Raw genomic sequence first — 14029 nt, forward strand, 5'->3', positions numbered from 1 at the left:
CTCACAGAGATAAGATTTCTTTTATTCTCTACCATTATTTAGATCTTACCCATATTTCATTCCTTTACTAACATATTTGGATAAAAAATTTAACTATCCTTTCAGTTGAAAGGAGAAGGTTTTTTCCTTTTGAAATTCTCCTTTGGCATACGTTCGTTCCATAAATGTCGCATGATTTTGATGGTCTACTAGTAAAACGGTTGAGGAGCGTGTCCCATATTCAGGTGTTTTAATAAATAAGGGAGAAAGCATTCTTTCCAACTCGATTCCCACTCCTGTTTGTGGTAACTCTTTATCATCTGCTATTTCTGCATTTGAAACTATCCTAAATAGCATATCGGTTTCTATTTTATTATTCCCGTTTATATAATCTTGTAACATCTCTTTTCCTTTTACTACTTTTGGCCAAGGGGTATCCAATGTATGATTACTTAACGCGTGAATCCCAGGAGTTACTTTATTTTCCTTATCTAGAATATTATTATAATGATAAAGCTCATCTGCACTACCGAAGATTAGATTATATCCAGAAAAGTTGTTACGGTCCCTTTTTAGCGTTTGAAGAAAGGCTGTTGGTGAAGCATTGGAGGCCAAATACTGACGGACAATCTCACCCCTGGATATCTTTGCGGTCTCATCTAATTTGGGATCGCGAAAATTAGTTAAGGCAACGAATCGTCCTTGCCTCGAGATTCCTAGCCAAGTACCCATTTGCACCAAATCACGACCTGCAAGTATTGCTGGTTCATCTTCCCAAAAATGAGCAGATGCGGTTGGACGTTTATAAAATTCATCGCGATTCGCCGCAATGATGAGTTTATATGTTGGATGGTCCTTAAAGTTTAAATTGATTAAGCACATCGGTATATTCTCCTCTGATTTAGCTTTTTCTCTTATTATACTTGAATTGTATGTTTATTATCAAAATGTCCGGACTTTTCAGTGTTCGAAATCCTCTAAAATCAAGAATTGTAAGTGGGGAATCAACAGAAAGTCAAAATCCCGATTCTGTTCAACTTTATTCAAAATTCACTCTTGACAGATATTGAAACAGAAGATAATATGTAGAAAATGAATACTAATTAATCATATCATTTTAATGTGATATGGAATTAAGAAACCAGTTAACAGTTAAAAGAAAGTACCATAGTATAATAACAATTAAATAAATTTATTCTTATCCAGAGAGGTGGAGGGGCTGGCCCTTTGATACCTCGGCAACAGACCATATCGGTACTGTGCCAATTCCAGCAAGCATTATGCTTGAAAGATAAGAAGAGTACAGGACTCGATCTTTTCCCTCTTCTTATCAATTACGAGAAGAGGTTTTTTTGTATACAATACAAGTCAAATAAAGGGGGAATTATTTTGGCGATTATTGATAATAAGAAAATTGAAGACATTGTATCAGCGATTAGTAATCTTGAATACGGTTCTTTAGTCATTACAGTACACGACGGTGAAATAACGCAGGTGGAGACAACGGAAAAGAAACGGTATACGATACAGGGGAAAAAGACAAAGAAAATCAGCTCCTAAGTTTTTTGAATACTTTAGATTAATAAAATATGCCGATTAGACAACTAAAGGCATCTTCTTATTCGATTTGGGATAGGAGGATGTCTCTTTTTACATTTATCCCGAATTAACTGGCTGTAAGACCCACATTTCAAAAATTCGAGAAAAATCAAGAATTGTAAGTGGGGGATGAAGGAAACCCCCACTGAATGAAGGTTCACTTTATCGCAAGGACAATATCCGTGAATGAATAATTGGAGGAAAATAGATGAGTTATAAACTTGGAATCCTAGATCAGAGTCCTATTTTTAAAGGAAGATCAGCTGAGGATGCACTGCAATCTACTATTAATTTAGCCAAAAAAGCCGAGGAGTGGGGGTACTCGCGATTCTGGGTATCCGAACATCATCATATGGAACAAGTGGCAGGTTCTTCACCTGAAGTATTAATTTCACATTTGTTAGCACGAACAAATTCTATTCAAATTGGATCAGGAGGTGTGATGCTCCAACACTATAGTCCATATAAAGTAGCAGAGAATTTTCAAGTTTTATCAACGCTTGCTCCTGGTAGGGTAGACCTTGGTATTGGCAAGGCACCGGGAGGATTTCCTTTATCAACAAAAGCATTACAGAATGGGAAAAAAATTGATGGAAAAGATTTTAATGAGCGTTTAACCTTTTTGAAAAGACTAATAGACGATTCCGTTGAACATAATCATGCCCTATCAGGCATTCAAGCTTTACCAAAGCCAGCAAAGAAACCTGAAATTTATTTGCTTGGAGGAAGTGCAAATAGCGCTGAACTCGCCGCTGATTTAGGAATTAATTTTGTATTTGCAAATTTCCTAAATAGTGATGAGAAAGTACTAAAGGAAGCTGCCCATGCGTATAGAGATAACTTTAATGAAGGGCATTTTATTGCAGCTGTGGCAGCACTTGCAGCCCCCACTCAAGAAGAGGCAGAGATGTTAGTAAAAGATCACAAATTATTCACGCTTCATCTTCATGATGGGCGGACACTAACGGTGCAATCAGAGAGCCAAGTACAGGCATTTGAAAAACAAGCGGAAGGACCATTTGAAATAGAAGAAAGAGAGGCGAATATAATTGCTGGTACGCAAAAATATGTGAATGAGGAATTAACACGGCTTCATAATACGTACCAAATAGATGAATTTATTTTGCATACACCAATTCAAAGAGAAACCGAGCGTTTTCGTTCTTTTCAATTAATGAGTCCGCTTCAGTTAACGGCAAAAATTGAAACAACACAATACAAGAGCGTTGACAAATGGTAATCATTTTTCTTTAAATCCTATAAAAGTCATCTGCATAGGGGGAATAATGAGTAAATTAATGAGCAATCCAATTATTGTCGAAGAGTTAGATCAAGATGAAATTGAAATAGTCCGCCGTGTTTTGGTTGATAGTTATCAACAGTACGAGGATTATTATTCTCCACAAGGGTGGAAGGATTATTCAAAGATAATTGTCTCCTCTATAGATAATCCTAATGTAGATAAAATATTAGTAGCCAAACTAAATAATGACATTCTTGGCAGCTTGCAGCTATTCCAGTCAGCGGAAACGGCATATGAAAAACCAGAACTTCAAATTCAAGCACCTATTATTCGTTTACTGGCAGTTCATCCTAATGCAAGGGGGCGTGGTGTTGCTACAGAATTATTAAAAGCAGTTATAGAAAATGCCGAGGTTCTTGGGAAATCTAATGTGTATCTGCATACAACCGACTTCATGGTCAATGCTATACAAATTTATGAAAAGTTTGGTTTCGTAAGGGATGTTTCGAAGGATTTTTCGAGAAATAATATTCTATCCAAATGTTACCGGTTTGATATTCTGTGACTTCTGCAGTGAAATAGGACGAAAAAATATAAGTGGAAAATTGGAGAGATGAAAATGAAAATTAGAAAAGGTTTTATATTAGCATTTTTAACTATAGGATTGTTTGTGATAACAGGTTGCGGAAATGAAGCAGGGAAAGCTGCTGAAAATGAGGAAGTGACATTGAAGGTCGGCGCTGCCTCTGTACCACATGCAGAAATCTTGGAGTTTATTGCACCTGATTTGGAAGAGGATGGTGTGAAGCTGGAAATAGTGAGTTCTACGGACGGTATTCAAACAAATCAACAGACAGCTGATGGCGATTTAGATGCAAACTTCTTTCAGCATACGCCGTATTTAGAACAAGTGAATAAGGACAGCGGGTTAGATTTAGTTGTTGTCAAGGGCATTCATATTGAGCCATTTGGTGTGTATTCTAAAAAGATTGATTCAATAGATAACTTGTCTGATGGAGCACAAATAGCTATTCCAAATAATCCATCCAATTTTTCAAGAGCACTCACGCTCTTTGCGGAAAATGGAATTATCGAATTAGATGAAGCAAAATCTGGTGATTATACAATCGAAGACATTACTAAAAATGATAAGAATTTAGAGTTCGTTCCGGTTGATGCCCCACTTTTAGTTCATTCACTTGAGGATGTAGAAGCATCGGCAATCAATACAAACTATGCGTTAGAAGCAGAATTTAAACCATTAGAAGATTCATTAATCATTGAAGGAGCTGACTCTCCATATGTCAATGTATTAGTATCTCGTCCTGACAACAAAGACAGTGAATCAATTCAAAAGCTTGCTGCTGCATTAACAACTGAAAAGGTTAAAGATTTTATTCTGGAAAAATATGAGGGTGCTGTAGTACCTGCATATTAATAAAATAGATTATGAGGATAGGAGGGTATAACATTGATCGAATTTCATCAAGTGTCAAAAGTATTTGATAGCGGAGAGAATAAAGTCGCAGCATTAAAGAATATTAATTTAACCGTAGAAAAAGGAGATATTTTCGGTGTGATTGGTTTTAGTGGGGCGGGAAAGAGCACCCTCATTCGTACCGTAAATTTATTGGAATATCCAACATCAGGTGATGTTATTGTCGAAGGGAAAAACCTTGCTAATATGTCTGAAAAGGAAATCCGTGAGGCAAAGAAAAATATTGGGATGATATTTCAACATTTTAATCTATTAAATTCAAAGACCGTTTTTGATAATGTAGCAATGCCATTAATATTAAGCAAAAATAAAAAGAAAGATATTGAAGCACGAGTGCATGAAATCCTACGCTTTGTCGGACTAGAGGATAAAGCAAAGAATTATCCAGATCAGTTATCTGGTGGTCAAAAGCAGCGGGTCGGAATTGCTCGAGCATTAGCTACGAACCCGTCTATATTATTATGTGATGAAGCAACATCTGCTTTAGATCCACAAACGACAAAATCAATACTTGATTTATTAAAAAGAATTAATGAGGAATACAAGATTACGATATTGATAATTACACATGAAATGGAAGTAATAAAACAAATATGCAATCGTGTTGCGGTCATGGAAAATGGTCAAATTATTGAAACGGGCAGTGTCTTTGACATCTTTGCACATCCAAAAACTGATACGACACGCAATTTTGTTAAATCTGTTGTCCGAGACGAAGTGCCCAAAAGTGTATATAAAATATTAAAAGAAAACGCGAATAATAGCCGAATCTTCAAGATTGAATTTTTCGGAACGGACTCAGGGCAGCCAATCGTTTCTAATACGGCGAAAACCTATAATGTAGAGATCAATGTTCTGTTTGGGAATATCACGGAACTGCAAGAGATTCCATTTGGCAATTTAATTGTTGAATTAGGTGGTGATCATCACGAAATTGAACGAGCATTACGGTTTATCATTAATCAAGATATTGAAGTGAGGGAGGTTTTTGAGGATGGAAGTCAGCACAGAGTTGATTTTGAACGCCTTGTGGGAAACGCTCTACATGGTTAGTGTTTCACTCTTCTTTGGAGGAATTCTTGGGATATTTTTAGGCGTTTTGTTAGTTGTGACGAGGAAAGGGCATATTTTGGAAAACCTTTTTATATTTTCGATTGTCAATCCAATTGTTAATATTTTTCGGTCGATTCCCTTTATTATTCTACTTGTAGCTATTATCCCTTTAACAAGGTTAATTGTAGGAACTGGAATCGGCACGACAGCGGCGATTGTTCCTCTTGTGCTCCATATTGGGCCCTATTTTTCAAGACTTGTGGAAAATTCCCTATTAGAGGTGGATGAAGGAATTATTGAGGCTGCTAAGGCGATGGGGGCTACACCATTGCAAATAATTCACCGGTTTTTATTTCCTGAAGCTTTTTCTTCATTAATTTTGAGTATAACGACCGCAACAATTGGTTTAATTGGAGCGACGGCGATGGCAGGAGCAATTGGCGGTGGAGGCTTAGGCGATGTAGCGATAACTTATGGTTATCAACGTTTTAGTACAATTACGATTTTAGTTACCGTTATTATATTAGTAATTTTAGTTCAAGGAATTCAAAGTTTAGGAAATACCCTTGAAAGAAAGTTAAGAAGGGTGTAATAGAGAAATTAACAGGAAGGGGATTCTAATGATGAAAAAATGGATTTTTCCTATATTACTAGTTTTTGGTTTATTTCTAGCCGCGTGTTCCAATGAAACAGGTGCGGAAGTAGAACAGTCAAAAGTAAAGGTTGGTATTCGAAATTCAGAGCTACGAACATGGGAATATTTAAAGGAGCGCGCAAATGAAGAAGGGTTAGAAATCGAAATTGTCAATTTTTCATCTGCATATGATCCTAACCAAGCGTTAGTGGAAGGGGATATTGATATCAATGCTTTCCAGCATGTAGCATATCTGGATTCCTTTAATGAAAATACGGATTCAGAAATTATTCCAATCGGAACGACGATTATTGCTCCGCTTGGCTTGTACTCTGACAAATATGATTCCGTAGATGGAATTCCAGTTGGGGCGCAAATTGCAGTCCCTAACGATGCCCCTAACTGGGGAAGAGCATTGCTGCTTTTACAAGAAGCAGGAATATTAACGGTAGTCGATGATTTCGATGGTAATGGTGGAGCAGATAAGATCAAAGAAAATCCAAATAATATAGAAATTATCCCTGTAGACAGTGCAAATGCTCCACGTGTTATGGAGGACACGGCTGGCTCCGTCATTAATAATGGCGTTGCATTAGAGGCAGGTCTAACTTTAAAAGATGCATTGATTCATGAAAGTAAAACAGCAAAACCATATATTAATGTCATTGCAACTAGAAGTGACGAAAAGGATAATGAAACATTCCAAAAAGTGGTTGAACTCTATCAATCGGACGAAACTGCCGAATTCATCGAGGAAACATATAAAGGTAACTATCTTCCAACCTTTATAACGCTGGAAGAATTGAGCAGCTATAAAGATACGTATTCCACTGATTGAGGGGAATAGATAAGCTATGCATCCGGATGGATATTGGTTCATTCCAAAAGAATTCAGATAGTAGATATTCAGATTGGTAAAGGAGAGATGAAAATGACCCAAGATAGACAAATAAAACTTGCAGCGTATTTAATTGGATCAGGCATGCATGTTTCTTCGTGGCGACATCAAACTTCAAATCCCAAAGCAAGTATTGATATTGATGAATTAACGAAGCAAGCCAAAATTGCTGAAAAGGGAAAATTTGATATAGCATTTGTTGCTGATAGTTTGGCGATTAATCATGAATCACATCCACAAATATTAAATCGCTTTGATCCAATTGTATTAATCACTGCTTTAGCTACTGCCACTACAAAAATTGGGATAGGGGCGACTGCTTCGACAACGTATAGTGAACCATATACGCTTGCACGCCAGTTTTCTTCTGTTGACCATATAAGTAACGGTCGTGCCGCATGGAATGTTGTAACGACCGCAGATGCAACTGGTCAAACAGCTTTGAATTTCAGTCGCGAAAAGCACTGGGAACATGACCACCGCTATGAACGTGCTGAGGAGTTCGTTGATGTTGTCCAAGGGTTATGGGATTCTTGGGAGGACGATGCCTTTGTTTACAATAAAGAAACAGGGCAGTTCTTTAATCAAGAGAAGGTTCATGAACTTCATTATAAAGGGGAGTATTTCTCTGTAAAAGGACCGTTAAATATTGCAAGATCGATTCAAGGGCAACCAGTTATTATTCAGGCAGGAGCGTCTATTCCAGGACAGAGACTAGCAGCACGCACAGCAGAGGTTGTTTTTACTCACTGGGATAATATCGAACAATCGAAGCAATTCTACAAAGCCCTTAAATCGCAATTAAAGGATTTTGGTAGAAATGAAGATGAACTTCACATTTTACATGGAATATCGCCAATTATCGGTGAGACAGAGGCGGTTGCACTTGAAAAATACGAAGCTTTACAAAATCTTATCGACCCGTATGAAAGTTTGAAATTTGTTTCCGGCTATATGGGAAACGTGGATTTTTCAAAATACACCCTAGATACTCCTGCTAAAGAAGTTGATTTTCCGGAAGTAAACAGCATTCAAAGCCAATTTAATGAAATGAAGATGATTATTGACGAAGAGGATCTAAAGGTTGGCGATTTATATACGAGGTTTTTTGGCGCTGCGAAGCGGGATGAGTTCATTGGAACACCAACTCAAGTAGCGGATGAAATGGAGAAATGGTTTGCGGAAAAAGCAGCGGATGGGTTTATGATTCAATTTCCTTTGCTGCCGAGTGGTTTGGAGGATTTTGTTAATTTAGTTGTTCCGATATTACAGGATAGAGGTTTATTCCGTTTGGACTATGAAGGTGACACACTACGCAATCATCTAGGCCTTAGGAATCCAAAGAATCGATTAGCAGAAGTAAAGGGATATGAATTAGAAGCATAAAGAGCATGCTTCTTCATAATTGAGAATATACGAATGCAATATAATTTCCAAGTTTCTAGTCAATGATAAATAGGCAAGCAGAGATTTTTAGCTGTTTGCCTATTACTTCTGTATCAATCCACCACTTATACAGTCCGGTTTATTTCTCCTTGACCACTAATTAAAATCTCTATAACATAAAGAGGCACATAAGCTAATGAAGACTTACTAGCTTCACTTACCGTATTAGAAGGAGAGAAAGTACATGACAAAAAAAGTATACTTAAACCACGATGGTGGCGTAGATGATTTAATTTCTTTATTCTTATTATTACAAATGGAGGATGTAGATCTAATAGGGGTTGGTGTGATCCCTGCAGATTGCTATTTAGAGCCTGCTGTTTCAGCAAGTAAGAAGATTATCGATCGTTTCGGTAAGGGCAAGGAGATTGAAGTGGCAGCATCGACATCACGCGGAAAGAATCCATTTCCGAAAGATTGGCGTATGCATGCATTTTTAGTGGATGCACTGCCTATATTAAATGAGTTTAAGCCTGTGAAAACAAAAGAGTCTGCATTACCTGCTCATCAGCATTTAATTGAAGCGCTTCGCAATAGTGAAGAGAAGGTGACATTAGTTTTCGTTGGTCCTCTAACAGATCTTGCCCGTGCATTAGTAGAGGCACCAGATATAGAAGGGAAGATTGAGAAACTCGCTTGGATGGGTGGAACTTTCCTAGAAAAAGGGAATGTGGAAGAACCAGAACATGATGGTACTGCAGAATGGAATGCGTTTTGGGATCCTGAAGCAGTTAAGGTAGTTTGGGATAGTAACATTCAAATTGATCTAGTTGCACTTGAAAGTACAAATATGGTGCCACTCACATTAGATATAAGAGATAGATGGGCTTCCGAAAGAACAGATCTAGGAATTGATTTCGTAGGACAATGTTATGCAATGGTTCCGCCACTCGTGCATTTCCAGACGAATTCTACATACTTCCTTTGGGATGTCTTAACGACAGCAACAATCGGTGATGAAGGTCTTGTAAAGAAAAAAGAAGTGAAGTCAATTGTTCACCCAGATGGACCGAATCAAGGTAAAACAGAGCTTTCAGCAAATGGAAGACCCGTTCAATTAGTTTATGAAGCAGATCGTGATCGATTCTTTAATTATCTTACCGATTTAGCAAGACAGAATTAAAAGATATTCCACACATTTATATTATGGGTGGAACGTATAATTCGTTAGGATAGATAATTAAATTACTATCTGAAATATCGCGAATAACGAACAAAAGCGCAAGCACCCGTTTGAGCTGTGTACGGACTGCGCCTCACGGACGTGAGGGAAGTCTCGCTAGGAGCACGGGCGCTGGATGTGGCTGAAAATGAGTAAAAGGTTATTTACAGTCATATTTTTAAAATTTTCTAAACTAATGAAAAATGATTGAATACCTATTGACATTTTCGTAACTACTGGCGATAATAGTATCAATTATAGTTGAACGTTGATGAGGGAATAGTATGTGGTTATTGTTTTGCAAAGAGAGTGGAATTTATTAGCTGAAAGATTCCGCCATAAACACTCCGCTGAACCTACCTTCAGAGTCCCATGCAAAATACATGGGCGCTCCCTAGCGTTATGGGGTAAAGTGGAATGTGTCAAACATTCAAAAATGGTGGTACCGCGGAAGCAAAGCTCTTTCGTCCTTTAATATAGGATGAATGGGCTTTTTTGTTTCTCTTTTTCTAAGACTGTCTTGTTGGAGAAAGAGTTTCTTCCTCTTAGAAGAATATTGATTAGGGGGTAATGGATCATGGCAAAAGAACGAATCGTAGTCAAAATTGGCAGTAGTTCACTTACAAATGATAAGGGTGAAATCGATCAAGCTAAATTAATGGATCATGTTCAAGCAATCGCTGCACTAAAAATGGCGAAGCATGAGGTTATTTTAGTTTCCTCTGGTGCGGTGGCAGCAGGATTTGCTCGTCTAGGTTATTCCTCCAGACCTGTTACCCTAAAAGGGAAGCAAGCGGCTGCCGCAGTGGGACAAAGCCTTCTTATTCAAACCTATATTGAGAAATTCAGTCCTTATAACATTACGCCAGCACAACTTTTATTAACACGTACAGACTTTTCAAATCAGGAACGGTATCAAAATGCCTTTGCAACCATTAACGAGCTTTTAGAACGAGGGTTATTACCGATTATTAATGAAAATGATACGGTTTCGGTCGCAGAGTTGACATTTGGTGATAATGATATGCTCTCCGCCCTGGTTAGTGGATTTGTGCATGCAGATCAGCTGATTATTTTAACAGATATCAATGGAATTTATGATGGAAATCCAAAATCAAATCCAGACGCTAAGAAAATCGATTTTATAAAAGATATAACGGATGAAATGATAGCTGTGACAGATGCAACAGGATCAAAAGTTGGAACAGGTGGGATGAAGTCGAAGCTACTCGCAGCGCAAACAGCTGTTTCTCTCGGTGTCCCTGTTTTTATCGGTGCTGGAACTGGCTCGAATAAATTAATTGAAGTGCTTGATGGCAAAGGAAATGGAACCTATATCGCGAAACATAACTTTCGTACAATTAATACGAGAAAACAGTGGATTGCATTACATTCAGAATCTGTTGGCAAGCTTTATATCGATGATGGTGCAGAGGAAGCGATTTTATTCAATGGAAAAAGTCTTTTATCAGCTGGAGTTGTAAGGGTAAAAGGTACCTTTAATCATGGGGATGTTGTAGAAGTATTCGGCACCAAGGGATTTTTAGGTAAGGGGCAAGTAAAATGTTCTTCAAATGAGTTGCAGCTAGACATTGACTCACGAGAAGAGAAAACGTTGGAAATACCGATCCCTTCTACTGAAGTCATTCATCGAGATGCATGGGTAGAATCAAGGAAAATGAAGGAGGAACTGACATGAGTGAGGTATTTGAAAAAGGAAAAGCAGCGAAAATGGCAAGCTATCAAATGATAGGTTTATCAACGGAAGAAAAGAATGCTGCACTAGCATTGATTGCCGAACAGATTGTCGCAGATCAAGCAATTATCCTTGAAGAAAATAAAAAGGATATTGAGAGTGGAATAGAAAAAGGACTTTCCACTTCGATACTGGATCGTATTATGCTAAGCGAAGCGCGCATTAAAGCAATGGCCGAGGGGGTTATCCAAGTAACGAAGCTAGTCGATCCAATTGGTGAGACGCTGGAAACAATTGAAAAGGAAAATGGCCTTCATATTGAAAAGCAACGGGTTCCACTTGGCGTTATCGGAATGATTTATGAAGCAAGACCAAATGTGACGATTGATGCAGCCGCACTTACATTGAAAACCGGGAATGCGGTGATTCTAAGAGGAAGTTCATCGGCACGATTCTCAAATATCACACTTATTGCTTCAATTCATCGTGCATTGGAGAAGAGTAGTGTTCCCGTAGATGCGGTTCAATTAATTGAAGACACCAATCGTGAGACAGCGAAAGAGTTATTTAGATTGAACGATTACTTGGATGTATTGATTCCAAGAGGCGGGAAGAATTTAATTGATACTGTTGTCCGTGAAGCAACTGTTCCAGTCATTCAAACAGGGGCAGGCAACTGTCATATTTTTATCGATGAATCTGCAGAACAAAATATGGCACAGGAAATCGTCTTAAATGCCAAATTACAACGCCCATCTGTTTGTAATGCGATTGAAACGGTATTAATCCATCCGGTTTGGTTTGAACAATATGGCAGAGAACTTCTTCAAGCACTTCGAGAGCATGGAGTAGCAATTTATGGGGATGAAACGGTTCACAGCGTGTTTCCAGATTCCAATTTAGCAACAGAGGAAGACTGGTATACAGAGTACCTTGGCCTATCCGTAAGTATAAAAATGGTTGACTCCGTTGAGGCAGCTATTCAACATATTAATAAATATGGCACGAAACATTCCGAAGCAATCATTACGAATGATGATCGCCATGCAGCAATGTTCCTACAAAATGTAGATGCAGCAGCTGTTTACCATAATGCTTCAACTAGGTTCACCGATGGGTTTGAATTTGGTTATGGTGCAGAGATTGGGATAAGCACACAAAAGCTTCATGCTAGGGGACCAATGGGGTTGCATGCTTTAACTTCAACTAAGTATGTTATTAAAGGGACAGGGCAAGTTAGAAAATAGAGAATGGCAAATTTTGGCGGGCAGAAGAGAAAGGAAATATCTTTATCTTCTGCTCATTTAAGGATGTTGTGAGGGATAAAGAATTCATTGTATGAGACAAAGTGAAACTTTCCAGTGCATAATAATTGATATTCGCTTAAAAGAGATGGTATGATTGCTTTGTACCAAATGGTAGGTAAAGTATCTGTTTACTAAAGTAGGATAAACTAAAATTACAAATGGAAAGGGAGTAATGGATATGTCAAACAACTTTTATGAAAAAGGACATGCAAGTCATTTAAAAATGGTGAAAGATTTGGCACCGGAACAAATGAAAGCTTTCTCTGAATTTGATCGCGCAGTTTTTCAAGAAGGCGCACTAACGAAGAAGGAAAAAGAAATCATTGCTGTATCGATTGCCCATGTTACAGAATGCCCTTATTGCATTGATTCCCACACGAAAAAGGCGAAAGCTGCCGGTGCAAGCCTTGGGGAATTAGCGGAAGCTGTATTCGTTGTTGCCGCAGTTGAAGCTGGTGGGGCTGTGACACATAGTACACATATTCATAATGCGAAGGATGCAGATGCATCAGATGTTCTCTATGCAAGGTCAAACCTTAAACAACTAGGTAATTTAGGTAAGTTTGCTCCGGAAGGCTTTAAGGGATATTCTGGCTTTAATGCCGCAGCAACAAAAGAAGGGAAATTAACAACACAATTCAAAGAAATCATTGCAGTAGCGGTGGCAATTGCTACACAATGTCCATATTGCATCGACGTACATTCTAAGAATGCAGAAAAAAATGGCGCTACAAGCGAGCAAATAGCGGAAGCAGTATTAGTTACCTCTGCATTAAAGGCTGGCGGTGCATATGCACATATGGCAAACATGATCGAGAGCTACAATGAATAAGAATTAGTAATTAGGTGAAAGTATATGTCAAAAAAGCAAGAGATTATTTCAATTGCAAGAAATGTCATACATTCTAAGGGATTTCAAGCAACATCGATCAGCGATATTCTTCAAGCAGCAGGGATAGGTAAAGGACAATTTTATCATTATTTCTCATCTAAGCATGATTTAGGTTTAGCTGTAGTTGAAGATCTTATCACGGATTGGGATCGTCAGTTGATTGAAGGAATTCTTAAATCAGCAGATGAACCTGCTCAGAAATTAAATAGTATGTTGGAGTGGGCACTGACTTCTCACGCTGAAATGGAAATTAAACACGGATGTGCGATGGGAAACTTAGCAATTGAAATGAGTGAACATGATGAAGCATTTCGAACAAAAATTGCAGGATTTTTTAACAGATGGATGGATTCCGTTGTAGTAATTTTAGACGAAATGATCAATAGAAAACTGTTAGATTCAACGATTGACACGAAAAAGAATGCCCAGACAATCGTATCCATGATTGAAGGAGCAATACTGTTGATGACCAATCAGCAAAATATAGAGCTGATGGAAAATGTATTTGATGTCATTCGAAAACAGTATAAACTGCAGTAATTAAATGATAATTAAAAATCGACCTATTAACTTAAACGTTTGGTAGGTCGATTTGTTTATTTAAGGTCAATTTGTTGGAATA

14 protein-coding genes, 1 riboswitch and 1 other annotated feature are annotated in these 14029 nt (G+C 37.9%); of the genes, 13 read left to right on the forward strand and 1 reads right to left on the reverse strand.

All coding sequences use genetic code 11. The features are described from left to right. Positions 1-93: 93 nt before the first annotated feature. Complete coding sequence (locus CWR48_RS10835; RefSeq protein ID WP_115773261.1) at positions 94-861, reverse strand: NRDE family protein; 768 nt, start codon at positions 859-861, stop codon at positions 94-96. Between the two features lie 313 nt (positions 862-1174). Further along, a riboswitch (SAM riboswitch) is annotated at positions 1175-1277 on the forward strand. 91 nt (positions 1278-1368) lie between these two features. Between CWR48_RS10835 and CWR48_RS10840 the strand changes: the two genes are divergently transcribed. The 13 genes from CWR48_RS10840 (at position 1369) to CWR48_RS10900 (ending at position 13947) form a co-directional block, all read left to right on the forward strand. Beyond that, entirely contained in the window at positions 1369-1539 is a 171-nt protein-coding gene (locus CWR48_RS10840) for a DUF2292 domain-containing protein (RefSeq protein WP_342772451.1), read from the forward strand. A 247-nt stretch (positions 1540-1786) separates the two neighbouring features. After that, positions 1787-2818: an LLM class flavin-dependent oxidoreductase gene (locus CWR48_RS10845; protein ID WP_115773262.1), complete on the forward strand. Its 1032-nt coding sequence runs from the start codon at positions 1787-1789 to the stop codon at positions 2816-2818. A 46-nt stretch (positions 2819-2864) separates the two neighbouring features. Then, positions 2865-3386, forward strand: a complete 522-nt coding sequence (locus CWR48_RS10850) for a GNAT family N-acetyltransferase (RefSeq protein ID WP_245976783.1) — start codon at positions 2865-2867, stop codon at positions 3384-3386. 54 nt (positions 3387-3440) lie between these two features. After that, the gene (locus CWR48_RS10855; RefSeq protein ID WP_342772452.1) at positions 3441-4259 is read left to right on the forward strand and encodes a MetQ/NlpA family ABC transporter substrate-binding protein; all 819 of its coding nucleotides are present in this window, start codon (positions 3441-3443) and stop codon (positions 4257-4259) included. 33 nt (positions 4260-4292) lie between these two features. Beyond that, on the forward strand, positions 4293-5372 hold the full coding sequence (locus CWR48_RS10860) for a methionine ABC transporter ATP-binding protein (RefSeq protein WP_115773264.1): 1080 nt from the start codon (positions 4293-4295) through the stop codon (positions 5370-5372). Further along, a complete protein-coding gene (locus CWR48_RS10865) occupies positions 5314-5964 on the forward strand; it encodes a methionine ABC transporter permease (protein ID WP_115773265.1) in 651 nt (216 codons plus the stop codon). Before CWR48_RS10860 ends, CWR48_RS10865 begins: the two co-directional genes overlap by 59 nt. A gap of 31 nt (positions 5965-5995) precedes the next feature. After that, entirely contained in the window at positions 5996-6844 is an 849-nt protein-coding gene (locus CWR48_RS10870; protein WP_211316740.1) for a MetQ/NlpA family ABC transporter substrate-binding protein, read from the forward strand. Positions 6845-6937: 93 nt separating this feature from the next. Beyond that, complete coding sequence (locus CWR48_RS10875; RefSeq protein ID WP_115773267.1) at positions 6938-8290, forward strand: LLM class flavin-dependent oxidoreductase; 1353 nt, start codon at positions 6938-6940, stop codon at positions 8288-8290. Between the two features lie 244 nt (positions 8291-8534). Then, positions 8535-9473, forward strand: a complete 939-nt coding sequence (locus CWR48_RS10880; RefSeq protein ID WP_115773268.1) for a nucleoside hydrolase — start codon at positions 8535-8537, stop codon at positions 9471-9473. 298 nt (positions 9474-9771) lie between these two features. Then, positions 9772-9987: a binding site (T-box leader), on the forward strand. A 102-nt stretch (positions 9988-10089) separates the two neighbouring features. Beyond that, a complete protein-coding gene (gene proB, locus CWR48_RS10885; RefSeq protein ID WP_115773269.1) occupies positions 10090-11211 on the forward strand; it encodes a glutamate 5-kinase in 1122 nt (373 codons plus the stop codon). Beyond that, positions 11208-12455 carry a glutamate-5-semialdehyde dehydrogenase gene (locus CWR48_RS10890; protein ID WP_115773270.1) on the forward strand — a complete coding sequence of 416 codons (1248 nt, stop codon included), beginning with the start codon at positions 11208-11210 and terminating at the stop codon, positions 12453-12455. Before proB ends, CWR48_RS10890 begins: the two co-directional genes overlap by 4 nt. Before the next feature lie 238 nt (positions 12456-12693). Then, the gene (locus CWR48_RS10895; RefSeq protein WP_115773271.1) at positions 12694-13347 is read left to right on the forward strand and encodes a carboxymuconolactone decarboxylase family protein; all 654 of its coding nucleotides are present in this window, start codon (positions 12694-12696) and stop codon (positions 13345-13347) included. Positions 13348-13371: 24 nt separating this feature from the next. Further along, positions 13372-13947 carry a TetR/AcrR family transcriptional regulator gene (locus CWR48_RS10900; RefSeq protein ID WP_115773272.1) on the forward strand — a complete coding sequence of 192 codons (576 nt, stop codon included), beginning with the start codon at positions 13372-13374 and terminating at the stop codon, positions 13945-13947. The last annotated feature ends 82 nt before the right edge of the window (positions 13948-14029 follow it).

This window comes from Oceanobacillus arenosus, from assembly GCF_003369575.1.
In the GTDB taxonomy this organism is placed as follows: Bacteria; Bacillota; Bacilli; order Bacillales; family Amphibacillaceae; genus Oceanobacillus; species Oceanobacillus arenosus.